General features: G+C 72.2%; 20 protein-coding genes. 13 read left to right on the top strand and 7 right to left on the bottom strand.

Features of this window, described 5'->3' with window-relative positions:
* Positions 1 to 89: 89 nt before the first annotated feature.
* On the bottom strand, positions 90 to 2,309 hold the full coding sequence (locus tag L3i22_RS39815) for a cation-translocating P-type ATPase (protein WP_221322627.1): 2,220 nt from the start codon (positions 2,307 to 2,309) through the stop codon (positions 90 to 92).
* Between the two features lie 9 nt (positions 2,310 to 2,318).
* Positions 2,319 to 3,197: a hypothetical protein gene (locus L3i22_RS39810; protein ID WP_221322626.1), complete on the bottom strand. Its 879-nt coding sequence runs from the start codon at positions 3,195 to 3,197 to the stop codon at positions 2,319 to 2,321.
* Between the two features lie 57 nt (positions 3,198 to 3,254).
* On the opposite strand from L3i22_RS39810, the gene L3i22_RS39805 reads away from it, so the two are divergent.
* A complete protein-coding gene (locus L3i22_RS39805) occupies positions 3,255 to 3,797 on the top strand; it encodes a YciI family protein (RefSeq protein WP_221322625.1) in 543 nt (180 codons plus the stop codon).
* A gap of 308 nt (positions 3,798 to 4,105) precedes the next feature.
* Here L3i22_RS39805 and L3i22_RS39800 read toward each other — a convergent pair whose 3' ends face one another.
* Positions 4,106 to 5,170 (bottom strand): XdhC family protein, encoded by a 1,065-nt coding sequence (locus L3i22_RS39800; protein ID WP_221322624.1) that lies wholly within the window; start codon positions 5,168 to 5,170, stop codon positions 4,106 to 4,108.
* A 131-nt stretch (positions 5,171 to 5,301) separates the two neighbouring features.
* On the opposite strand from L3i22_RS39800, the gene L3i22_RS39795 reads away from it, so the two are divergent.
* The 9 genes from L3i22_RS39795 to L3i22_RS39755 all read left to right on the top strand — a co-directional run bounded on the left by L3i22_RS39795 (position 5,302) and on the right by L3i22_RS39755 (position 13,632).
* Positions 5,302 to 6,204 (top strand): xanthine dehydrogenase family protein subunit M, encoded by a 903-nt coding sequence (locus L3i22_RS39795; RefSeq protein WP_370644283.1) that lies wholly within the window; start codon positions 5,302 to 5,304, stop codon positions 6,202 to 6,204.
* A 4-nt stretch (positions 6,205 to 6,208) separates the two neighbouring features.
* Positions 6,209 to 6,679 carry a (2Fe-2S)-binding protein gene (locus L3i22_RS39790; RefSeq protein ID WP_221322622.1) on the top strand — a complete coding sequence of 157 codons (471 nt, stop codon included), beginning with the start codon at positions 6,209 to 6,211 and terminating at the stop codon, positions 6,677 to 6,679.
* Positions 6,676 to 9,039, top strand: a complete 2,364-nt coding sequence (locus L3i22_RS39785) for an aerobic carbon-monoxide dehydrogenase large subunit (RefSeq protein WP_221322621.1) — start codon at positions 6,676 to 6,678, stop codon at positions 9,037 to 9,039. Before L3i22_RS39790 ends, L3i22_RS39785 begins: the two co-directional genes overlap by 4 nt.
* The gene (locus tag L3i22_RS39780; RefSeq protein ID WP_255657522.1) at positions 9,000 to 9,944 is read left to right on the top strand and encodes an XdhC family protein; all 945 of its coding nucleotides are present in this window, start codon (positions 9,000 to 9,002) and stop codon (positions 9,942 to 9,944) included. The genes L3i22_RS39785 and L3i22_RS39780 overlap by 40 nt, the downstream gene beginning before the upstream one ends.
* On the top strand, positions 9,944 to 10,519 hold the full coding sequence (locus L3i22_RS39775; RefSeq protein ID WP_221322620.1) for an NTP transferase domain-containing protein: 576 nt from the start codon (positions 9,944 to 9,946) through the stop codon (positions 10,517 to 10,519). Before L3i22_RS39780 ends, L3i22_RS39775 begins: the two co-directional genes overlap by 1 nt.
* A complete protein-coding gene (locus L3i22_RS39770) occupies positions 10,516 to 11,394 on the top strand; it encodes a MoxR family ATPase (RefSeq protein ID WP_221322619.1) in 879 nt (292 codons plus the stop codon). Before L3i22_RS39775 ends, L3i22_RS39770 begins: the two co-directional genes overlap by 4 nt.
* Positions 11,391 to 12,071 carry an SRPBCC family protein gene (locus L3i22_RS39765; RefSeq protein ID WP_221322618.1) on the top strand — a complete coding sequence of 227 codons (681 nt, stop codon included), beginning with the start codon at positions 11,391 to 11,393 and terminating at the stop codon, positions 12,069 to 12,071. The genes L3i22_RS39770 and L3i22_RS39765 overlap by 4 nt, the downstream gene beginning before the upstream one ends.
* Positions 12,072 to 12,084: 13 nt before the next feature.
* Positions 12,085 to 13,245, top strand: a complete 1,161-nt coding sequence (locus tag L3i22_RS39760) for a VWA domain-containing protein (RefSeq protein WP_255657521.1) — start codon at positions 12,085 to 12,087, stop codon at positions 13,243 to 13,245.
* A gap of 108 nt (positions 13,246 to 13,353) precedes the next feature.
* A complete protein-coding gene (locus tag L3i22_RS39755; RefSeq protein WP_221322616.1) occupies positions 13,354 to 13,632 on the top strand; it encodes a hypothetical protein in 279 nt (92 codons plus the stop codon).
* On the opposite strand, the gene L3i22_RS39750 is transcribed toward L3i22_RS39755, so the two are convergent.
* On the bottom strand, positions 13,629 to 14,210 hold the full coding sequence (locus L3i22_RS39750) for a TetR family transcriptional regulator (protein WP_221322615.1): 582 nt from the start codon (positions 14,208 to 14,210) through the stop codon (positions 13,629 to 13,631). The genes L3i22_RS39755 and L3i22_RS39750 overlap by 4 nt on opposite strands.
* A gap of 64 nt (positions 14,211 to 14,274) precedes the next feature.
* Between L3i22_RS39750 and L3i22_RS39745 the strand changes: the two genes are divergently transcribed.
* Positions 14,275 to 15,072 (top strand): SDR family oxidoreductase, encoded by a 798-nt coding sequence (locus tag L3i22_RS39745; RefSeq protein ID WP_255657520.1) that lies wholly within the window; start codon positions 14,275 to 14,277, stop codon positions 15,070 to 15,072.
* Here L3i22_RS39745 and L3i22_RS39740 read toward each other — a convergent pair.
* Positions 15,056 to 16,012, bottom strand: coding sequence for a LysR family transcriptional regulator (locus L3i22_RS39740; protein ID WP_221322613.1), 957 nt, complete (start codon positions 16,010 to 16,012; stop codon positions 15,056 to 15,058). The genes L3i22_RS39745 and L3i22_RS39740 overlap by 17 nt on opposite strands.
* Before the next feature lie 72 nt (positions 16,013 to 16,084).
* Here L3i22_RS39740 and L3i22_RS39735 point away from each other — a divergent pair, with 72 nt between their 5' ends.
* Positions 16,085 to 16,849, top strand: a complete 765-nt coding sequence (locus tag L3i22_RS39735) for an alpha/beta fold hydrolase (protein ID WP_221322612.1) — start codon at positions 16,085 to 16,087, stop codon at positions 16,847 to 16,849.
* 78 nt (positions 16,850 to 16,927) lie between these two features.
* Here the strand turns inward: L3i22_RS39735 and L3i22_RS39730 are convergent, their stop codons facing one another.
* Together L3i22_RS39730 and L3i22_RS39725 are read right to left on the bottom strand one after the other, a co-directional pair.
* Positions 16,928 to 18,604: a tannase/feruloyl esterase family alpha/beta hydrolase gene (locus L3i22_RS39730; RefSeq protein ID WP_255657519.1), complete on the bottom strand. Its 1,677-nt coding sequence runs from the start codon at positions 18,602 to 18,604 to the stop codon at positions 16,928 to 16,930.
* 364 nt (positions 18,605 to 18,968) lie between these two features.
* Positions 18,969 to 20,291, bottom strand: a complete 1,323-nt coding sequence (locus L3i22_RS39725) for an aromatic acid/H+ symport family MFS transporter (protein WP_221322611.1) — start codon at positions 20,289 to 20,291, stop codon at positions 18,969 to 18,971.
* Between the two features lie 226 nt (positions 20,292 to 20,517).
* On the opposite strand from L3i22_RS39725, the gene L3i22_RS39720 reads away from it, so the two are divergent.
* Complete coding sequence (locus L3i22_RS39720) at positions 20,518 to 21,144, top strand: GntR family transcriptional regulator (protein ID WP_221322610.1); 627 nt, start codon at positions 20,518 to 20,520, stop codon at positions 21,142 to 21,144.
* Positions 21,145 to 21,146 lie beyond the last annotated feature (2 nt).

Genomic DNA, 21,146 nt, shown 5'->3' with positions numbered 1-21,146 from the left:
GCCATCCCGTCGCGCGCCATCCCGTCGCGCGCCGTCACGTCGCGCGGCGCCGGTCCGCAGCACGATGGGCCGGCGCCGTGCCGCGTTTGTCAGTGCTCGGAGGTGGCGGTGAGGGCCAGGCGGGCGCTGGCCGGGGTGAAGGTGCGCAGGCGGAGGCTGTTGGCCACGACGAAGACCGAGGAGAAGGCCATCGCGGCGCCGGCGATCATCGGGTTCAGCAGGCCGGCGGCGGCCAGTGGGAGCGCGGCCACGTTGTAGGCGAACGCCCAGAACAGGTTGCCCTGGATGATGCGCAACGTCCGGCGGGACAGGCGGATCGCGTCGACCGCCACCGTCAGGTCGCCGCGGACCAGGGTCAGGTCGGACGCCTCGATCGCCACGTCGGTGCCGGTGCCCATGGCCAGCCCCAGGTCGGCCTGGGCCAGCGCGGCCGCGTCGTTGACGCCGTCGCCGACCATCGCGACCACCTTGCCGGACTTCTGCAGGCGCTCGATCACCGCGACCTTGTCGGCCGGCAGGACCTCGGCGATCACCTCGTCGATCCCGACCTCGGCGGCCACCGTCCGGGCGACCCGCTCGTTGTCCCCGGTCAGCAGGATCGGGGTCAGGCCGAGTTTCCGCAGGCCGGCGACGGCCGCCCGGCTGGTCGGCTTGACCGTGTCGGCGACCGCCAGGACGCCGCGGGCCGCGCCGTCCCAGCCGGCGACGATCGCTGTCCGGCCGGCCGACTCCTCTGCGTCGACGGCCGCCGTGACCTCGGCCGGGATGGTCCAGCCCGCCCGCTCCAGCAGGGCGATCCGGCCGGCCAGGACGTCGCGGCCGGTTACCTCACCACGTACCCCAAATCCGGCGAAGCTGGTGAAATCGCCCACCGTGACCGGCGCAGCCAGCTCGGTGGCGATCGCCTTGGCGATCGGGTGTTCGGAAGCGGACTCGACCGCCGCGGCCAGCTGGAGCAGCTCGGCCGGATCCTGGCCGGAGGTGGGGCGGACGGCGGCCAGGGCCATCTGCCCGGTGGTCACCGTGCCGGTCTTGTCCAGGACGATCGTGTCGACGCGGCGGGTGGACTCGAGCGCCTCCGGTCCCTTGATCAGGATGCCGAGCTGGGCGCCGCGACCGGTTCCGACCAGCAGCGCCGTCGGGGTGGCCAGGCCCAGGGCGCACGGGCAGGCGATGATCAGGACGGCCACCGCGGCGGTGAACGCGGACGTCCAGCCGGCGCCGGTGCCGAACCACCAGCCCAGCGTGGCGACCGCGAGCCCGATCACGATCGGGACGAAGACGCCGGAGATCCGGTCGGCGAGGCGCTGCACGCTGGCCTTGCCGGTCTGGGCCTGCTCGACCAGCCGGGCCATCTGGGCCAACTGGGTCTCCGCGCCGACCCGGGTGGCCCGGACGATCAGGCGGCCGCCGGCGTTGACCGTGCCGCCGGTCACGGTGGCGCCCGGGGCCACCTCGACCGGCATGCTCTCGCCGGTCAGCATCGACTCGTCGACCGCGGACGACCCGTCCTCGACGACGCCGTCGGTGGCGATCTTCTCCCCCGGGCGGACCACGAAGCGGTCACCGACGGCCAGGCTGTCGATCGGGACCCGGATCTCGTGCGCCTCGCGCAGCACCGCGACGTCCTTGGCGCCCATCTCCAGCAGCGCGCGCAGCGCGGAGCCGGCACGGCGCTTGGCCCGGGCCTCGAAATACCGGCCGGCCAGCAGGAACGTGGTGACGCCGGCGGCCGCTTCCAGGTAGATGTTGCCGGCGCCGTCGGTGCGGGCGATGTCCAGGCGGAACGGGTGGGTCATGCCCGGCTCGCCGGCCGTGCCCAGGAACAGCGCCCACAGCGACCAGCCGAACGCGGCGAGCGTGCCGAGCGAGATCAGCGTGTCCATGGTGGCCGCGCCGTGCCGGAGGTTGGTCCAGGCGGCTCGGTGGAACGGCCAGCCTCCGTAGACGACGACCGGGGCGGCCAGGGTCAGCGACAGCCACTGCCAGTAGGTGAACTGCCAGGCCGGGACCATGGCCAGCACGATCACCGGGAGGCTGAGCAGGGCGGAGATCAGCAGCCGGGTCCGCAGCGGATCCGACGTCTCCGGTTGCTCCGGCTCGGCGGTCGGCAGCGCGGCTGTATAGCCCGTCTTTTCGACCGTCGCGATCAGGTCGGCCACGGTCACGCCCGCCGGCGCGGTCACCGAAGCCTTCTCCGTGGCGTAGTTGACCGAGGCGCTGACGCCGTCCATCCGGTTCAGCTTCTTCTCGATCCGCGAGGCGCAGGACGCGCAGGTCATCCCGCCGATCTCAAGCTCGACAATCATCGCGGATCCTCAGTTGTGGGTGTGGCCGGCGCCGGTGACGGCGGTGAACTCGGCGAGATGCACCTTCCCGCCGTGCTGGAACTCGAAGAACAATCGATAGGCCCCGGTGGAGGGCACGTCCGCGTTCACCGTGACGTCCGGCCCGGCGGGGGTGCCGGCCTGCGGATGCATGTGCAGGTAGGCGAGGTCGCCCTGGCGCAGCGCGACCAGGTGGCCGAACGAGCCCAGATAGGGCTCCAGGGTCACCGGCTGACCGTTTCTGCTCACCGAGACGGTCAGCCAGGAGGCGGCGCCGGACTGGGGCTCGCCGGCCCGGGTCACGGTGTAGCCGTCGACGGTGGTCTCCCAGGTGGGCTGCGGCAGCAGGCGGGGCTGGTAGTCACCGGGGGCGGTCAGGTCGACGCCGAGCACCATGTTCTCCGCGCGGGCGCGGGGCGTGAAGTCGGCGAAGGCGCGATAGGCCCCCGGCTCGCGAATGGTCACCGGCGCCGACCAGGTGCCGTCGGCGGCCCGGACCGGGTGCAGATGCTGATAGCCACTCATGTCCTGCCGGACGACGATCAGGTGCAGCTCGGTTCCGTGCTCGGGGGTGAACTGCGTCACGGAACGTCCGTCCGGTCCGAGAATCCGGAACGCGAACGTCTGCGTCTTACCTGACATGAACAATGTGGTCAGCGGACTCAATGTGTATCCGGCCTGGGTGACCTGCAACCCCGCGGGCAGCACGGTCGCCTCGTGCCCGGCGTGCTCGTCGGCGACCGCGTGCGCCTCGGTGTGCGCCGGCGCCGGTTTCCCCGCCGGCCCGAAGGCCCGACCGGCACCCGCGGCGCCTGCGAAAACCACGATCAATCCCGTGGCGTACGCGATGAGCCGCACCGAAGTCTTCATACCTCCACCATACACATACCCCTGGGGGGTACCAATGAGCCGGATATGATCGCCGCCGTGGAGTTCCTCTGTTACCACCGTGACCGGCCCGGCTCGGGTGACCTGCGATTCGCCCTGCGAGAGGCGCACTGGGGGTATATGGACGGCTTCGCCGGCGCGATGATCGCCCGGGGTCCCACGTTCGAGGGCGACACGCTGACCGGCAGCCTGCACGTCCTCACCCTGCCGGACGCGGCGGCGGCCCGCGCGTTCGCCTTCGACGAGCCGGGCTACCAGGCCGGGGCGTATCGGGACGTGCTGATCCGCCGCTGGGAGAACCGCCTCGGCCGGACCATGTGGGACTTCCCGCCCGGCCGCGACGGTGGGCCGTATTTCCTGGTCCTGGGTCTGTCCGCGGGTCCGGCCGCGGATCTGGACCCGCCGGCCGGCGCCGCGCTGATCGCCTACGGCCCGCTGCTCTCGGACGACGGCTCGCAGTGGCTGGGTACGGCCGCGCTGGTCAGTGCGGCCTCGCCGGTCGAGGCCCGCGAGATTCTGACCGCCGGCCGGTACGCCGCCGTCGAGGTGCACACGTGGACCTTCGGCGGCCGCCCGGGGTGAGCGTGGCCGCCCGGCTTGGAGCGGGGTGCCGGGGTGAGAGCGGGGTGGCCGCTCGGCTTGGAGCTGGGGGCAGGGGTGAGAGCGGGGTGGCCGCGGGGCTTGGAGAGGGGGTGCTGGCGTGAGGGTGGGGCAGCGGTCCGGAGTGGGGCGGCGGTCCGGAGTGGGGCGGCGGTCCGGAGTGGGGCGGCGGTCCGGAGTGGGGCGGCGGTCCGGAGTGGGGCGGCGGTCCGGGGTGGGGCGGCGGTCCGGGGTGGCGAGGTCGTGAGGAGCGCCACCGGGCAGTGGAGGCGCTCCTCACGGCCGGTCGGCTACCCGTGGATCGGGGTGGTCAAGGTGGTGAGAGGGGAGCCGGACCCGCCCCAGGAGAGGGCGATGATCTCGGAGGCGACGGCGATCGCGGTCTCCTCCGGGGTGCGGGCGCCGAGGTCGAGACCGATCGGGGCGCGGAGGCGGGACAGGGCGGGCTCGGTGACGCCGTTCGCGCGGAGGCGGTCGATGCGGTCGGCGCAGGTGCGGCGGCTGCCCATCGCGCCGATGTAGGCGGCCGGGGTGCGCAGGGCGACCTCCAGCAGGGGGACGTCGAACTTCGGGTCGTGGGTGAGTACGCAGAGCACGGTCCGGGCGTCGATCCGGGTGGACGCGAGGTACCGGTGGGGCCAGTCGACGATCACCTCGTCGGCTTCCGGGAAGCGGGCCGGGGTGGCGAACACCGGGCGTGCGTCGCAGACCGTCACGCGGTAGCCCAGGAACTTGCCGATCCGGGCGACCGCCGCCGCGAAGTCGATCGCGCCGAAGACGATCATCCGGGGCGGGGTCGTGAACGACTGGACGAAGACCTCGCGGTCGCAGGCTTGCACTAGACCGGTGCGGCCCTGCGCCAACATGCCTGCGGCCTGCAGAGACGCGGCCCGGTCCAGGTCCGCTTCGCCCAGGGTTCCAGAGACTCGCGGTACGGCGTCGGTCACGCCGGGGCGGATGGTCACCTGGGCGCCGGGGATGGTGGCTGTGGCGACCTGGCGGCCGGCTGCGATGTCGGCCAGGACGGCGTCGAGGTCGGTCAGGGCGCTGCTCGGCTGGATCAGGACTTCGATCGTGCCGCCGCAGGTGAGGCCGACCGTGAAGGCGTCGCCGTCGCTCACGCCGTACGTCAGCAATTGTGGTTTTCCGGTTTTGATGGTCTCTGTGGCGGCCTCGTGGACCGCTCCCTCGACGCAGCCGCCGGAGATGCTGCCGAGCACCGAACCGTGCTCGTCGACCGCCATCGCGGCTCCCGGCGGGCGCGGCGCGGACTGCCACGTGCGCACGACGGTGGCCACCGCGAACTCTCGCCCGGCGGCACGCCAGGCGGCCAGACCGTCCACGATGTCGCGCATGCCGGAACACTGCTTGAGCCCGCAACAATCGTCAACGGCTGATTAATAGATCGCTTAGGTGACTGTTGACTTTGGACGCGGGGCGCGAGAGGTTTTCGGCAAATTTGGAAAGGTTCTCTTCCGCATCACGGGTGGTTGGAAGGGGGAGGTGCGGCGTGCAGGTGCCGGCTCCATTCGAATATGAGCGTGCGACAAGCGTGGACCAGGCGATCGACCTGCTGGAACGGCTCGGCGGGTCGGCCCGTCTGGTGGCCGGCGGGCACAGTCTGCTGCCGATGATGAAGCTCCGGCTGGCGAACTTCGAGTACCTGATCGACATCAACGATCTGCACGCCGAGCTGGGCTATCTCCGGTTCGACGGCAGTCACGTGCGGATCGGCGCGATGACCCGGCACCGCGAGCTGCTGGAGTCGGACGAGCTGGCCGCGGTCTTCCCGATCTTCCGGGACGCCGAGCGGGTGATCGCCGACCCGGTCGTCCGCAACCGTGGCACGCTGGGCGGCTCGCTCTGCCAGGCGGACCCGTCCGAGGATCTGTCCGCGGTCTGCACCACGCTCGACGCGAGCTGCGTGATCCGCGGGCCGGGCGGCGCCGAGCGGGTGGTGTCGATGGAGGAGTTCCACGTCGGGCCGTACGAGACGGCCGTCGCGGAGAACGAGATCCTCACCGAGATCCGGCTCCCGTTCAAGCCGGACCGGTGCGGCAGCGCGTACGCGAAGGTGGAGCGCCGGGCCGGCGACTGGGCGGTCGTCTCGGCCGGCTCGGCGGTCTGGCTGGGTGACGACGGGACGATCGTGGACGCCCGGGTGGGCCTGGCCGCGGTCGGGCCGAACACCACCGGCATCCCGGAGATCAGCGCCGCGCTGCGCGGTCACGAGCCGGCCGAGGAGCTGTACGAGGCGGCCGGGGCGATCGCCGCCCGTTCCTGCGACCCGGTCACCGACCAGCGCGGCACCGAGGACTACAAGCGTCACCTGGCGCACGAGCTCACCAAACGAACCCTGCGCAAGGCCGTCGAACGAGCTAGGGGCTGAGTCCATGCAGGTCACCATGATCGTCAACGACACCGAGGTCACCCGGGAGATCGAGGGCCGGCTGCTGCTCGTGCACTTCCTGCGGGACACGCTCGGCCTGACCGGCACGCACTGGGGCTGCGACACCAGCAACTGCGGGACCTGCGTGGTGTGGCTGGACGGCGAGCCGGTCAAGTCGTGCACGGTGCTCGCCGCGATGGCGGGTGGGCACGAGGTCCGTACCGTCGAAGGTCTTGCCAAGGGCGCCGAGCTGGACCCGATCCAGGAGGGGTTCCGGCAGTGCCACGGGTTGCAGTGCGGCTTCTGCACGCCGGGCATGCTGATGACCTGCCGGGCGCTGCTGGACCGCAATCCGGATCCGTCGGAGGGCGAGATCCGGGAGGCGATCTCCGGGCAGATCTGCCGATGCACCGGCTACGCGTCGATCGTCCGTTCGGTGCGGTGGGCCGCGGCCGCGGAGGCGGTGAAGGCATGACGACCACCAATGATCAGAAGCCGATCGGCTACGGCCGGATGCTCCGCAAAGAGGATCCTCGATTCCTGCGGGGCCGTGGCCACTACACCGACGACGTCCAGCTCCCGGGCATGCTGCACATGGCGATCCTGCGCTCGCCGTTCGCGCACGCCCGGATCGTCAGCGTCGACACCACCGCGGCCGAGGCGTCCCCGGGCGTCAAGGCGGTCATCACCGGCGAGACGCTGGCGGGCCTCGGCCTGGCCTGGATGCCCACGCTCTCCAACGACGTGCAGGCCGTGCTCGCCACCGACAAGGTCCGCTTCCAGGGCCAGGAGGTCGCGGTCGTGGTCGCCGAGGACCGCTACCGGGCCCGGGACGCCCTCGAACTGATCGACGTCGAGTACGACGTACTGGACCCGGTCATCGACGTCCGCAAGGCCCTCGAACCGGACGCGCCGCTGATCCGCGACGACCTGCAGGGCAAGACGAACAATCACTGCTTCGACTGGGAGACCGGCGACGCCGACGAGACCGAGCGGGTCTTCGCCGCCGCCGACGTGGTCGTCCAGCAGGACATCGTCTACCCGCGGGTGCACCCCGCCCCGATGGAGACGTGCGGCGCGGTGGCCGATTTCGATCCGGTCGAGGGGAGGCTCAAGCTCTGGTCGACGACGCAGGCGCCGCACGCGCACCGCACCCTCTACGCGATCGTGGCCGGCATCCCCGAGCACAAGATCCAGGTGATCTCGCCGGACATCGGCGGCGGCTTCGGCAACAAGGTGCCGATCTACCCCGGTTACGTCTGCGCGATCGTCGGCTCGATCGTCACCGGCAAGCCGGTGAAGTGGATGGAGGACCGCTCGGAGAACCTGATCAGCACCGGGTTCGCCCGCGACTACATCATGCGCGGCGAGATCGCCGCGACGCGCGAGGGCAAGATCCTGGCCATCCGGACGAACGTGCTGGCCGACCACGGCGCGTTCAACGGCACCGCGGCGCCGGTCAAGTACCCGGCCGGCTTCTTCGGCGTGTTCACCGGCAGTTATGACATCGAGGCCGCGTACTGCAAGATGACCGCGGTCTACACGAACAAGGCGCCCGGCGGGGTCGCGTACGCCTGCTCGTTCCGCATCACCGAGGCCGTCTACCTGGTCGAACGCATCGTCGACTGCCTCGCCGACGAGCTCGGCATGGACCCGGCCGAGCTGCGGCTGAAGAACTTCATCCGGCCCGAGCAGTTCCCGTACACGACGAAGACCGGCTGGGTGTACGACTCCGGCGACTACGAGCCGACCATGCGCCTGGCGATGGAGATGGCCGGCTACGACGAGCTGCGCCGCGAGCAGGCCGAGAAGCGGGCCCGCGGCGAGCTGATGGGGATCGGCATCGCGTTCTTCACCGAGGCGGTCGGGGCCGGCCCGCGCAAGCACATGGACATCCTCGGCCTGGGCATGGCCGACGGCTGTGAGCTGCGGGTCCATCCGACCGGCAAGGCCGTGGTCCGGCTGTCGGTGCAGACCCAGGGGCAGGGCCACGAGACGACGTTCGCGCAGATCGTCGCGGAGGAGCTGGGCATCCCGCCGGACGACATCGACGTGGTGCACGGCGACACCGACAACACGCCGTTCGGGCTCGGCACCTACGGCAGCCGCTCCACCCCGGTCTCCGGCGCCGCGGCCGCGCTGGTCGCCCGCAAGGTCCGCGACAAGGCGCAGCTGATCGCGTCGTCGATGCTCGAGGTGACCGTCGCCGACCTGGAGTGGATCAAGGGGAGTTTCCAGGTCAAGGGCGACCCCGGCAAGGCCGTCACGATCCAGGAGATCGCCATGCGCGCGCACGGCGCCGGCGACCTGCCGGAGGGTCTGGAGGGCGCGCTCGAAGCCCAGATCTGCTACAACCCGTCGAACCTGACCTACCCGCACGGGGCGTACCTCTGCGTCGTCGACATCGACCCGGGCACCGCCGAGGTGAAGGTGCGCCGGTTCATCGCGGTCGACGACTGCGGCACCCGGATCAACCCGATGATCATCGAGGGGCAGGTGCACGGCGGGCTCACCGACGGCGTCGGGATGGCCCTGATGGAGATGATCGCGTTCGACGAGGACGGCAACTGCCTCGGCGCGTCCCTGATGGACTACCTGATCCCGACCGCGCTGGAGGTGCCGGACTGGGAGACCGGGTTCACCGTCACCCCGTCGCCGCATCATCCGATCGGCGCCAAGGGGGTGGGGGAGTCGGCCACCGTCGGCTCGCCGCCGGCGATCGTCAACGCGGTGATGGACGCGCTCAAGCCGTACGGCGTCCGGCACGCCGACATGCCGCTCACCCCGTCGCGCGTGTGGGAGGCCATGCGCGGCCGCTCGACCCCGCCGATCTGATGCTCGCCGAACGCGTCTCCCAGCTGACCGCGGCCCGGCTCCCGTTCGTGCACGCCACCGTCGTCCGGGCCCAGGAACCCACCTCGGCCCGGGCCGGCGACGACGCGGTGATCCTCGCCGACGGCTCGATCGAGGGCTTCGTCGGCGGGGTCTGCGCCGAGACCTCGGTCCGCGTCGCCGCCCTCGACACCCTCAAGGACGGCAACAGTCTGCTGCTCAGGGTGCTGCCGGAGGATGCCGAGGCGTTCCCGGAGGCGCCCGGCGCGCGGATCGCGGTCAACCCCTGCCACTCCGGCGGCGCCGTGGAGATCTTCCTGCGGCCGGTCCTTCCGCGCCCGTTGGTCGCGGTTCAAGGATCAACTCCGATCGGTACGGCGATTCGCGAGCTCGCCGCGTTCCTCGACTTCGAGGTCGCCGCGACCGGGTTCGGCGGGGTGACCGCGGCGGTCGTCGCCGGGCTCGGGCGCGACGAGGAGGCGGCGCTGCGCGGCGCGCTGGATGCCGGGGTGCCGTACCTCGCGCTGATCGCCAGCCACAAGCGGGGCGCGGTGGTGCTCGATGCGATGGAGCTCACCGATCCGGAGCGGGCCCGGATCCGTACTCATCCAGGGTTGGCCATCGGTGCCCGTACCCCGAAAGAAATCGCCCTGTCGGTCCTCGCCGAGATCGTCCGGGAGATGCGGACCGGTGGCCTGGCCGCCCCCGCGTCTCCGGCGGCCCCTGCCGCGGAGCTTCTCTCCATAGGTCCCCCCGTGCCGCAGGAGATCGAGGCTTCGCGGCAGGCGGTGGACCCGATCTGCGGCATGACCGTGCTGATCGGCCCGGACACCCCGCACGCCGTGGTCGGCGGCGCCGACTTCTGGTACTGCTGCCCCGGCTGCCTGAAGAAGCACACGGCGGCCTGATGGCACCGGTTTCCGCGCTGGTCCTGGCGGCGGGCGGCTCCCGGCGGCTCGGCGAGGCCAAGCAGCTGCTGCCGTTCCGCGGGCGGACCCTGCTCGACGCGACGCTGGACACCGCGCGCGCCTGCGGCTGCGCGGAGCTGCTGGTCACCCTGGGCGGTTCGGCGGCGGCGATCCGGGCCACGGTGGACCTTGCCGGCGTACGGGTGATCGAGAACCCGGATTTCGGCACCGGCTGCGGGTCGTCGATCCGGTCGGCCGTCCCGTTCGTGACCACCGATCGCCTGCTGCTCCTGCTGGGCGACCAGCCCCGGGTCCGCCCGTCCGACGCCCGCCGGGTCGCCGCCGTGGACACCCCGATCGGCGTGTGCCGGTACGCCGACGGGCTCGGGCACCCGTTCCTGTTCCAGCGGCCGGTCTTCGCCGAGCTGGCCGGGCTGCACGGCGACAAGGCGGTGTGGAAGCTGCTGCACTCCGGGCGCTTCGCGGTGACCGAGGTGCCGGTCGACGGCCCGGTGCCGATCGACGTGGACACCCGCGAGGACTACGAGCGGCTGCTCGGGGAGGACCGGCGGTGAACTCGTACGAGGAGGTCCGCGCCCGGCTCGACGCGGTCGACTACCTGGTCGACGACGGGCTGGCGATGGCGGTGTTCCTGGCGCTGCGCCTGGGCAAGCCGCTGCTGCTCGAAGGGGAGCCCGGGGTCGGGAAGACGGCCGCGGCCAAGGCGCTCGCGCTCGCCCTGGACACCCCGCTGATCCGGCTGCAGTGCTACGAGGGCCTGACCGCGTCCGAGGCGCTCTACGAGTGGAACTACCAGCGGCAGCTCCTCGCGATCCGGCTCGCCGAGGCGCGCGGGGACCGGCTCGACGACGCGGACCTGTTCACCGCCGACTTCCTGCAGGAGCGGGCCATCCTGCGGGCCGTCCGGCACGCCGGGCCGCGGCCGCCGGTGCTGCTGATCGACGAGATCGACCGGGCCGACGACGAGTTCGAGGCGCTGCTCTTCGAGTTCCTCGGGGAGGCCGCGATCACCATCCCGGAGCTGGGCACGTTCGCCGCCACCCGCCCGCCGGTCGTGGTGCTGACCTCGAACCACAGCCGGGACCTGCACGACGCGCTGCGCCGGCGGTGCCTCTACCACTGGATCGAGTTCCCCGGGCCGGCGCGGGCGGCGGCGATCGTCCGGCGGGCCGTGCCGGGCGCGGTCGAGCCGCTGATCCGGGACACCACGGCGTTCGTCGGGCGGGTCCGCGGGCTCGACCTGGACAAGGCGCCCGGCCTCGCCGAGACCATCGACTGGGTGTCGGCGCTGGCCGCGCTCGGCGTCACCGAGCTGGTCGAGCCGCTGGTCCCGCAGACCATCGGCACCATCGCGAAGACCCCGGCCGACCGGCGCGCCGTCGTCGCCGCCCTCCCTCCGTCCGCCGCTCCGCTTGGAGAACAACCGTGAAGATCACGAACGAGTTCACCGTGCCCACCTCGATCGACCGGGCCTGGGAGGTGCTGACCGATCTGGCCGGGATCGCCCCCTGCCTGCCGGGCGCCCAGCTCACCGGGGTCGACGGCGACGACTACCGGGGCAAGGTGAAGGTCAAGGTGGGCCCGGTGATCTCGGAGTTCACCGGTACGGCCCGGTTCACCGCGAAGGACGCCGAGGGCTACCGCGCGGTGATCGACGCCAAGGGCCGGGACCCGCGCTCGGCGGGCAACGCGGCGGCGGTGGTCACCGCGGTGCTGACCCCGGACGGCGACGCCACCCGGGTGAGCGTGGACACCGACCTGAAGATCACCGGGAAGCTGGCCCAGTTCGGCAGCGGCATGATCAAGGAGATCTCGGCGAAGCTGCTGACCCAGTTCGCCGCGAATCTGGAGGCGAAGCTGGCCGCTGATCTGCCCTCGCCCACCGTCACCACCCCGGTTCCGGTGACCACCGGGGTCACCGACTCCCCGGCTCCGGCTCCCGCTCCCGTCGCGCCCGCCGCGGCTGTTCCGGCGGTCGCTTCGGACGACGCGCCGCTTGATCTGCTCGCGGTAGCCGGCGGGTCGGTCTACAAGCGCCTCATCCCGGTGGCGGTCGGCGCGGTGGTGGCCGTCGCCGTAGTGGTCTGGCTGGTGGGCCGTCGCTGAGGTGCTGCGCGGGGTGGACCGGGCCGCCTTCGCGGTGGCCTTCGTGGCGCGGTGCCGGCGGGCCGGGCTGTCGGCCGGGCTGACCGAGACCGACGATCTCATCCGGGGGCTGGGGGTCGTCCCGGCCGGCTCCCGGGCGGAGATCTACTGGGTGGCCCGGGTGACGCTGGTGCGCCGCGAGGCCGACCTGGCCGCGTTCGAGGGCGTGTTCGCCGCCGTGTTCGACGACGCGGTGCCGCTGCCGCTGACCCGGGAGTCGGCGCCGGGCGCGCGGCGCGAGGACGAGGTGCAGCTGCCGCTGCCCGGCGCGACGGCCCGGGGCAGTGCGGACGGCGGGTTGCCGTGGGCGATGCTGCCGACGCCGGTGGCGGCGCGGGATGAGGTCGGGGGCGAGGAGCCGGCCGTACCGGAAATGCGCCCGGAAGCTCTTGCCGCGCTCGCCGAGCGGCCGTTCGACGAACTCGACTCCGCGCAGCTCGACGCCCTCGCCGGGGCCCTGGCCGCCGAGCTGCACCACTGGCCGCACCGGCGCGGCCGTCGTCGTGCGGTCGACGCGCGCGGTCCCCGGATCTCGTTGCGGCACACCGTCGCGCAGTCCCGCCGGACCGCGTTCGAGCCGGTCACGCTGGTCCGTGAGCGTCCGGTGCGACGGCCGCGCCGGGCCGTGCTGCTCTGCGACGTGAGTGCTTCGATGCGCGCGCAGACCGCCGCCTACCTGCACCTGATGCGGGCGTTCACCACGGTCACCGCGGCCGAGGTGTTCGCGTTCGCGACGACGCTGACCCGGCTGACCCCGGCGCTGCGCCGGCCGTCGGCGCGGGAGGCGATCGAGCGCGCGTCGTCGGCGGCGACCGACCGGTTCGGCGGCACCCGGATCGCCTCGAACCTCGTCGCGCTGCTGGACTCGCACCACGGCGACACGGTGCGCGGCGCCCTGGTCCTGATCGCCTCGGACGGCTGGGACAGCGACCCACCCGAGCAGATGACCGCCGCGATGTCCCGGCTGAGGCGCCGGGCGCACCGGGTCGTGTGGCTCAATCCACGGGCCGGCACGCACGGATTCGCCCCGGCGGTGGCCGGGATGTCGGCGGCGCTGCCGTTCTGCGACCTGATGCTTCCGGCCGCGACGTTCGGGGATCTCACCACCGCGGTCCGGGCGACGCTGGCTCTGTAGTTATTGCACGATTTGAGACGACATTTTATGACCGAACGCACGAGACGTTCGGGGCGCCGGCGGCGCATGCTCCGAGTAGAGCAAGTTGGTTGCCAAGGAGGCGCCGTCATGGAGCAGCAGCAGACCCCCGCCACCCCCGCCCGCGCCCGGATCCGGGGCGACATCACCCGGCCGGCCGGAGTCGGTCCGAGCGCCACCTACCCGCCGATGACCTGGTCCCGCCCGACCACCGCACAGGTGCTCGCGGGCGAGCTGGGCGGCATCGGCAAGGCCCTGACCGCGGCCCTGGTCTCGGTCGGCGTGCTGATCGGGGCCGCCCTGGTCATCGCGATCGCGCTGGCCGCCGTCGTCCACGGGTTCGGGATCGACGTCTCGACCTGGTACTAGGGGCCCGGGCGGAGCGCGTCGGCCGCCGAGTCGAACAGGTCCTCCAGCGGGACCGCGCCCTTCGACCGGGTCCACGCCTCGCCGGCCACGTCCAGGCAGGTGATCGCGCAGGCGACGAGCGCCTCCGCCCGGACGTCCAAGGGGTCTGCCGGATCGGCGCCGAGCCGGCGCCGCAGCTCCGGGACCAGCGCGGCCTGCCACTGCAGGTGTTTCTCGATGTGCCGGGCGCGCAGCGAGGGCGTCTCATACATCATCGTGAAGATCTTGAGCATGGTCGCCGGGTCGTAGGCCGCGTCCTTGCTGACGTGGAACGCGTTCCGCAGCGCCGTCCACGGATCCTCGCCGTCCGGCCGGTCGGCGAGGGCCCGGGCCGCCAGCTCGCCCTTGCCGGCCACGTCGCCGAGGACGATGTCCTCCTTGGTGCCGAAGTACCGGAAGAAGGAGCGCCGCGAGATCCCGGCGGCCCGGGCGATGTCGTCGATCGTCGTCGCCTCGAAGCCGCGGGTCAGGAACATCTCCATCGCCGTGCCCGCGATCTCGTCGTAGACCGCCTGGCGGGTGCGGTTCCAGAGCGTCATGCCCCCACCCTAGCAGTCGGTGACTGGTTGGCACTGAGTGCCAAGTAGGCATACGATGCCGACCATGAAGAAGCAGACCGTTCTGATCACCGGTGCGAGCGCGGGCCTCGGCGCCGAGTTCGCCCGCCGCCTCGCCGCCCGCGGCGATGACCTGGTGCTCGTCGCCCGCCGCGCCGACCGGCTGGAGCGGCTGGCCGCCGAGCTGACCGGCGTCCGGGTGACCACGATCGCCATGGACCTGGCCGTCCCGGAGGCCGGCGCCAAGCTCAGCGCCGCCGTCGACGCGGCCGGCGTGACCGTCACCAGCCTGATCAACAACGCCGGCTTCGGCGCCCAGCGGCTGTTCCACGAGCGGGACGCGGCGCACGTCGACGCCGAGGTCATGCTGAACGTGTCCAGCCTGGTCAGCATCACGCACGCGTTCCTCGACCGGCTCCGGGCCGGCGACGGCTTCCTGATCAACCTGGCCAGCGTGGTGGCGTTCCAGCCCAGTCCGCGGATGGCCGTCTACGCCGCGACGAAGGCGTTCGTGCTGAGCTTCACCGAGGCGCTCTGGTACGAGAACCGGGACTCGCGGCTGCGCGTGCTGGCGATCTGCCCGGGCGCGACCGAGACCGAGTTCTTCGAGGTCGCCGGCCAGGGGGCGGACGGCGGCACCCGGCGGATGCGGGCCGACCAGGTGGTCGAGCGGGCGCTGCGCGCGGTGGAGCGGCGCAACCCGCCGCCGGTCGTGGTGACCGGCGCGCTGAACAAGGCGTCCGCGCTCGCCGGCCGATTCGCCAGCCGGCGCCTGGTCACCCGGGTGGTCGGCATGATGATGGACCGATCCTGGGCAGCGACCGAAGTCAGCTCCAGAGTGTGACGTGCACCGAGGGCCGGAAACGCCCCACGTGCACCCCGGCCCCGCGGATCATCGCCTGCAGCGCCCGCGGTGTCGCCGCGAACCGGGCCAGCTCCGCGGCCGCCGCCGGCGCCCCCCGCTCGCTCAGCGTGTACGCGTGCCAGACCTGATCCACCGCGGTCCACGGCCCGCTGAACTGCACCAGCCGCCCCTGCCGAACCTCCGGAGCCACCGTGAACGAGAGCGCCGCGGCCACCCCACGCCCCCGTTTCGCCTCTTCGAGCGCGGCCGCATGACTCTGGAAGATCTGCTGACGCTCGTCGGGCACCGCCAGCCGCCGCAGCAGCGTCCGGATCGCCCCGCCGTCGGCCGCCGCGGACGGCCCGAGCAGCCACGTCTGCTCGCGCAGTTGCCCGGCCGACGGGCGGGTCCCGGCGAGCGGGTGCTCCGGCCCGGCGACCAGCACGATCCGGTAGTTCATCACCGGTCGCCCGCTGACCGTGGCGTCCGGCAGGCTCGGGGCCGGCCCGATCGCGATGTCGATGGTCCGGGTCTGCAGCAGCGCGGCGAACGTGGCCGGGCTGCGCACGCTCAGCTCCACGTCCAGGTCGGCGGCGCGCCCGGCGAACAGCTCGATCAGCCCGGGCGCGGCGTGCTCGGCGAACAGGCTGGACGCGCCGACCCGCAGCAGCCGCCGCCCGCGCCCGGCCGCGCTCACCTCCAGCACCGTGATGTCCTGTAGGCCGAGCAGCTCGGCGGCCCGGCTGGCCAGGCGCAGCCCGCCCGGGGTGAACGCCAGCCCGGACGAGGTACGGGTGAAGAGCTGGTCGCCGAGCTCCTTGCGGAGTTGTCCGATGTGGAGCGAGACGGCCGCCTCGGAGACCTCGAGGTGGGCGGCGGCCAGCTTGACGGAGCCGAGGCGGACGACCGCGGAGTACGCACGTAACTGGGTGGGCGTCACAACCCTGCCATCCCCCTATGGAGTGACCGGAAGCTCTCCCGAAATCTAGCGCACATGCGGAATGATCTCGGCATGTCGACCTTCCGATCCGCCGATGGCGTGGAGATCTTCTACGAGCTCTGGGAGAACCCGTCCGATCTTCCGCCGGTGCTGCTGCACCACGGCTTCATCGCCGACGGCCGGACCAACTGGGTGCTGCCCGGCGTGGTCGCCGCGCTGACCGGGGCCGGCCGCCGGGTGGTCGCGATCGACGCGCGCGGACACGGCCGGTCCGGCAAGCCGCACGACCCGGCGCTCTACGGCGAGTCCCGGATGGCCGGCGACGTGATCGCGCTGCTGGACCTGCTCGGCATCACCGAGGTCGATCTGGTCGGCTATTCGATGGGCGCGATCGTCGCGCTGCTCACCACGATCCGCGACCCGCGGGTCCGCCGCCTGGTCGTCGGCGGGGTCGGTGCCGGGGTGGTCGAGGTCGGCGGGCTGGACACCCGGGTGATCGGCGGCGACCGCCTGCTGCACGCGCTGCGCACCGACGACCCGTCGTCGGTCACCGATCCGGCGGCGGCCGGCTTCCGGCAGTTCGTCGAGGCGGTCGGCGGCGACCGGCTGGCCCTGGCCGCGCAGGCGGCCGCGGTCCACGCCGCGCCGATCCCGCTGGAGATGATCAAGGCGCCGACCCTGGTGCTGGCCGGTGAGTCGGATCCGCTCGCCACCCGCCCGGCGGTCCTGGCCGGCGCGATCCCGGGCGCGGTGCTGCACACGGTTCCCGGGGATCACATGTCGGCGCTGCGCGCGCCGACGTTCATCCCCACCCTCACCGGCTTCCTCGGCGCCTGACGCCGGGCTCACCGCATTGGTGGGTACGGCCGCGGCGCACGCCCGTACCCACCAATGATGTTGATCCTGCCGAAGGCGCTAACCGCAGACGAGCTTGCCGTTCACCGCGCGGCACGTCTTCTGGTAGCCGTGCGAGTAGAGCCAGGCCCCGGCCCACGCATACCCGACCGTGGACTCCCGCCGCGGCGTCACCGCCACGAAGTTCGCCTGGTCATCGGTGCTGCCGGTGCCGTCGTAGCGGGCCACCTGCGGATACGGGAAGACCGGCCGGGTCCGTCCGGTCATCGACGCGACGATCCTCCCGGGCGCGGTGCCGGACTCGACCCAGTTCATCACCGGGGTGAGCACGTCGAAGCTGTTCGGCCCGAGCCCGCCGCCGCAGTGCGCCATGCCGGGAAGCAGGTACAGCTTGGCGAAGCCGTCCACCGCCCGGGACCCCATCGTCCGCCGCATCGCGTCCCAGTAGTTCAGCGTCGCCTGCGGTGAGATGTGCTGGTCGGACCAGCCGTGCCAGAGCAGCAGCTTCCCGCCGCCGCGCCGGAACCGGCTCAGATCCGGATCGGTCGCGGACAGGTAGTCGGAGGTCTGCACCGTCTTCCGGAACGAGGCCATCGTGAACTCGAGGTCGGTGAGCTGGTACGACGGGTTCGCCACGTTGCGGTAGGCGAGGTAGCGCAGGAACGACAGCGCGATGTTCTCACTGAACGTCACGTCGCCCTGCTTCGCCGGGACGAACAGCGTCCAGTCCAGCTCGGAGCCCCACTCGTGGGAGATCTCCTGCTCCAGGCGCCGGCCGTGCCCGTCGGTCGCGCCGTCGTGCAGCCGCTCGACCACCGCCGCCTGCGCCGCGGTCAGGCAGTTGGCGGTGTCCGCGCAGACCAGCGTCCGCGGGTCGAAGCGGCAGTTCCGCGGGTCGTCGAGCACACCGTCGACCACCCCGTCCAGGCTGTCGCACTGGTGCAGCACGGCGGAGTGGATCAGCGGCAGCTTGTCGGCGAGCAGGAGGTAGTTCCCGTTCGCGTCCTGGTTGGCGAGCACGTTCCACGCGTGGTGGTACGTGTTCTGCACGACGATGTTGCTGGCCGGCGCCCCGGCCGCGATCCCGTCGAAGTCGTCCGGGTACCGCTGCGCCTCCATCAGCGCCTCGCGCCCGCCGTCCGAGCACCCGTCGAAGTAGCTGTACGCCGCCGACCGCCCGTAGAACCGCTTGATCAGCTCCTGCGCCACCTGCGAGGTGACGTGCACGCCCCGGTACGCGAAGTCGATCAGCGCCTGCGGGTTGTCCGCCGCCCACGAGCCGTCGTTGAGTCCCTGGTGACCCATGTCGGTGGTGGCGCTGGCGATCGTCCCGTCCGCGACCGGCTCGCAGCTCGCCGCCTGGGTGTAGCCGATGTTGGCGCTCCCGCACAGCCCGCCGCAGCCGGTCTGCAGGTAGCGCTGGGTCCAGCCGTTGACCGGCAGGCGCATCACGAAGGTGTCCGCCGGGGCGATCGTCCCGGTCACCGCGCAGTAGGGCGCGGGCGCGTTCGCGCTGGTCACGGTCGCCGACTTGATGGTGACCGGGGCGTCGGTCACGCCGGTCAGATCGAGTCCGGGGACCGCGGCGCAGTCGATGACGGGCAGCAGCGGGGCGAGCTCGCGGGCGCGCGGGGCGGCGGTCGCGCCGCCGGGCACCAGCGTGGTCAGGGCCAGCAGGGCGGCCGCGATCAGCGCGAGGGTGCGGACCGGCCGGATCACCGGGACCGCCGGCCTCACCGGGACCGCCGGCGGAGTGGCGTGGGGTTGGTCGCAGAGGACATGCGGGAGCTCCCGTCGATCGACGTTGATGACATCCCTGGCGCCAGGAGGTGTGCCAAACGATAAGTCTCGATACACCCCGGAAACAAGATGGCGACCAGAATTGTCAACAATCCAGATCACGCGAAGCGCCAGCTTGATCCACTCTCGTTGGCCGTGCGTGCTGGATTGTCGATGATCCAGTGCAGCGCGGGGTGGGCTCGGTGCCGACAATCCGCCGCGCCGCCGGGCCGCTTTTTCCTGAGGTTCGGGCTTGCGACGGTACGGCGAACCGAACCGGCCCGCCTCGCGCGGTCGCGAAGCGGGCCGGCGGGCACGACGATCAGTGCACGGGCACCGGGGCGCCGGCGCCGGCGGTCACCGCGTTCCGGCTCGCCGCACCGGCGAGCAGGACGAACACCGTGGCCAGCACGGCGGTGACGGCGAACGCCGTGAACCCCCACCCCTGGTTCCCGGCGGCGACCAGCTGCCCGCCGAGCCACGGCCCGAAGACCGCGCCGAAGCGCCCGATCCCGGCCGCCGAGCCCACCGCGGTCGCCCGGCTCGCGTCGCCGTAGCGGGCGGTGACCGCGGCGTACACCATGGTCTGCGCGCTGAACAGGAAGACGCCGGCCAGGAAGACCACCGCGTAGGTGACCGCCAGCGGCGTGTGCACGCCGAGCAGGTAGACGCCGACCGCGGTGAGCGCGAACCAGACGGCCGCGACCGGCACCGCCCCGAACCGGTCGGCGACCCGGCCGGCGATCAGCATGCCGAGCACGCCACCCAGGTTGATCACGATCAGGAAGGCGAGCGACGAGCCGAGGTTGTAGCCCTGGGCGCGCATCATCGTCGGCAGCCAGGTGTTGACGCCGTAGACCAGGAGCAGCCCGCCGAACGAGGTGATCCAGAACAGCAGGGTCGGCCGCCAGCGGCCCTCGCGGAACAGGTCGATGACGCTGTCCAGCTTGCTGCCGGTCCGGGTGGCCGCCGGGTCCGGCACGTCGACCTCGTAGCGGGCGGCGAGCGCCCGGGCCTCCTCGGTGCGGCCGCGGGCGACCAGGAAGCTCAGCGACTCGGGCAGGAACTTGGCGATCAGCGGCACCGCGATGAACAGCGGCAGCACCCCGACCCAGTACGCCGAGCGCCACCCGTGGTTGTTCAGCAGGTAGAGCCCGAGGCTGCCGGCCACGATGCCGCCGACCTGGTGGGCGGTCATCAGGGAGCCGATCATCAGGTTGCGCCGGCCGGTCGGGGCGTACTCGGCGACCAGGGTGAGCGCGATCGGCAGCAGGCCGCCCAGGCCCAGCCCGGCGACGAACCGGGCCCAGCCGAACGCACCGATGCTGGGCGCGACCGCGCAGGCCACCGACGCCAGGGAGAAGATCACGGTGTCCGCGATGATGATCGCCTTGCGGCCGAGCCGGTCGGTGAGCGGCCCGGAGGCGACCGCGCCGATCAGCATGCCGAAGGTCGCGTAGCTGCCCAGCCCGCCGGCCATCGCCGGGGTCAGGCCGAGCGACCGGTCGTCGAGCATGCCGGGCAGCACGGCGCCGTAGATGAACAGGTCGACGCCGTCGAACAGGACGACGAGCCAGCAGATGGCGACGACCAGCCGGGCGAGCCGGTTGCCGCGCCCGGCGGTGATGACGGAACTGGAGGACATCCGGGGCTTCCTCTCGGGGGAGTGGTGCGCGTCACCGGATCGTGCTGGTTGTTCGCAGGATTGTCAACAATCAGTTTCGGCCGTAAGTCCAGCCTGTGTCCCAGCATGCCTTGCCGGCACAGCGATTGTTGACGATTTGAATTGGGCTGGCGGGGGCGCGGTATCGTACCGGTCACGACGAGGCCGCCGGCTGTGCTCCGGCTGTGCAATCCATAACGGGGGACCGATGACCAGCGCGCGCGACGCCCTGCGCGAGGCGATCCTGACCGGCGCCTACCTGCCCGGCGAACGGCTGGTCGAGGCCCAGCTGATCGAGCGGCTCGGCGCGAGCCGGTTCACCGTCCGGCTGGCGCTGCAGGACATGGCCGCCGAGGGCCTGGTGGAGATCCAGCGCAACCGGGGCGCGGTGGTCCGCAAGATCAGTCTGGCCGAGACGATCGAGATCACCCAGGTGCGGATGGTCCTGGAGGGCCTGGTCGCCGCGCACGCCGCTGAGCGGGTCACCGCCGAGCAGGCCGCCGAGCTGGACGAGATCGCCCTGCTGATGCGGCGCGCGGTGGAGACCGGCGAGCACCGCCGCTACAGCGACCTCAACCAGCGGCTGCACGCGCTGGTCCGGACGATCGCCGCGCACGGCACCGCGGACCGGTTGATCGACACGCTGAAGGCCCAGCAGGCGCGCCACCAGATCATGCTGGCGCTGGTGCCGGGCCGCCCGCAGCAGTCCCTGCCGCAGCACGAGGCGATCGTCGCGGCGATCCGGGCGCGGGATCCGAAGGCCGCCGAGCTGGCGATGCGGGCGCACATCGCCAGCGTGATCGAGGTCCTGACCAGCCTCGACGACATGCCCTAGCG

Origin of the sequence: Actinoplanes sp. L3-i22 (assembly GCF_019704555.1) — a bacterium.
In the GTDB taxonomy this organism is placed as follows: domain Bacteria; phylum Actinomycetota; class Actinomycetes; order Mycobacteriales; family Micromonosporaceae; genus Actinoplanes.
The sequence above is the reverse complement of the archived record's forward strand: the minus strand, read 5'-3'. Positions and strand labels throughout refer to the sequence as shown.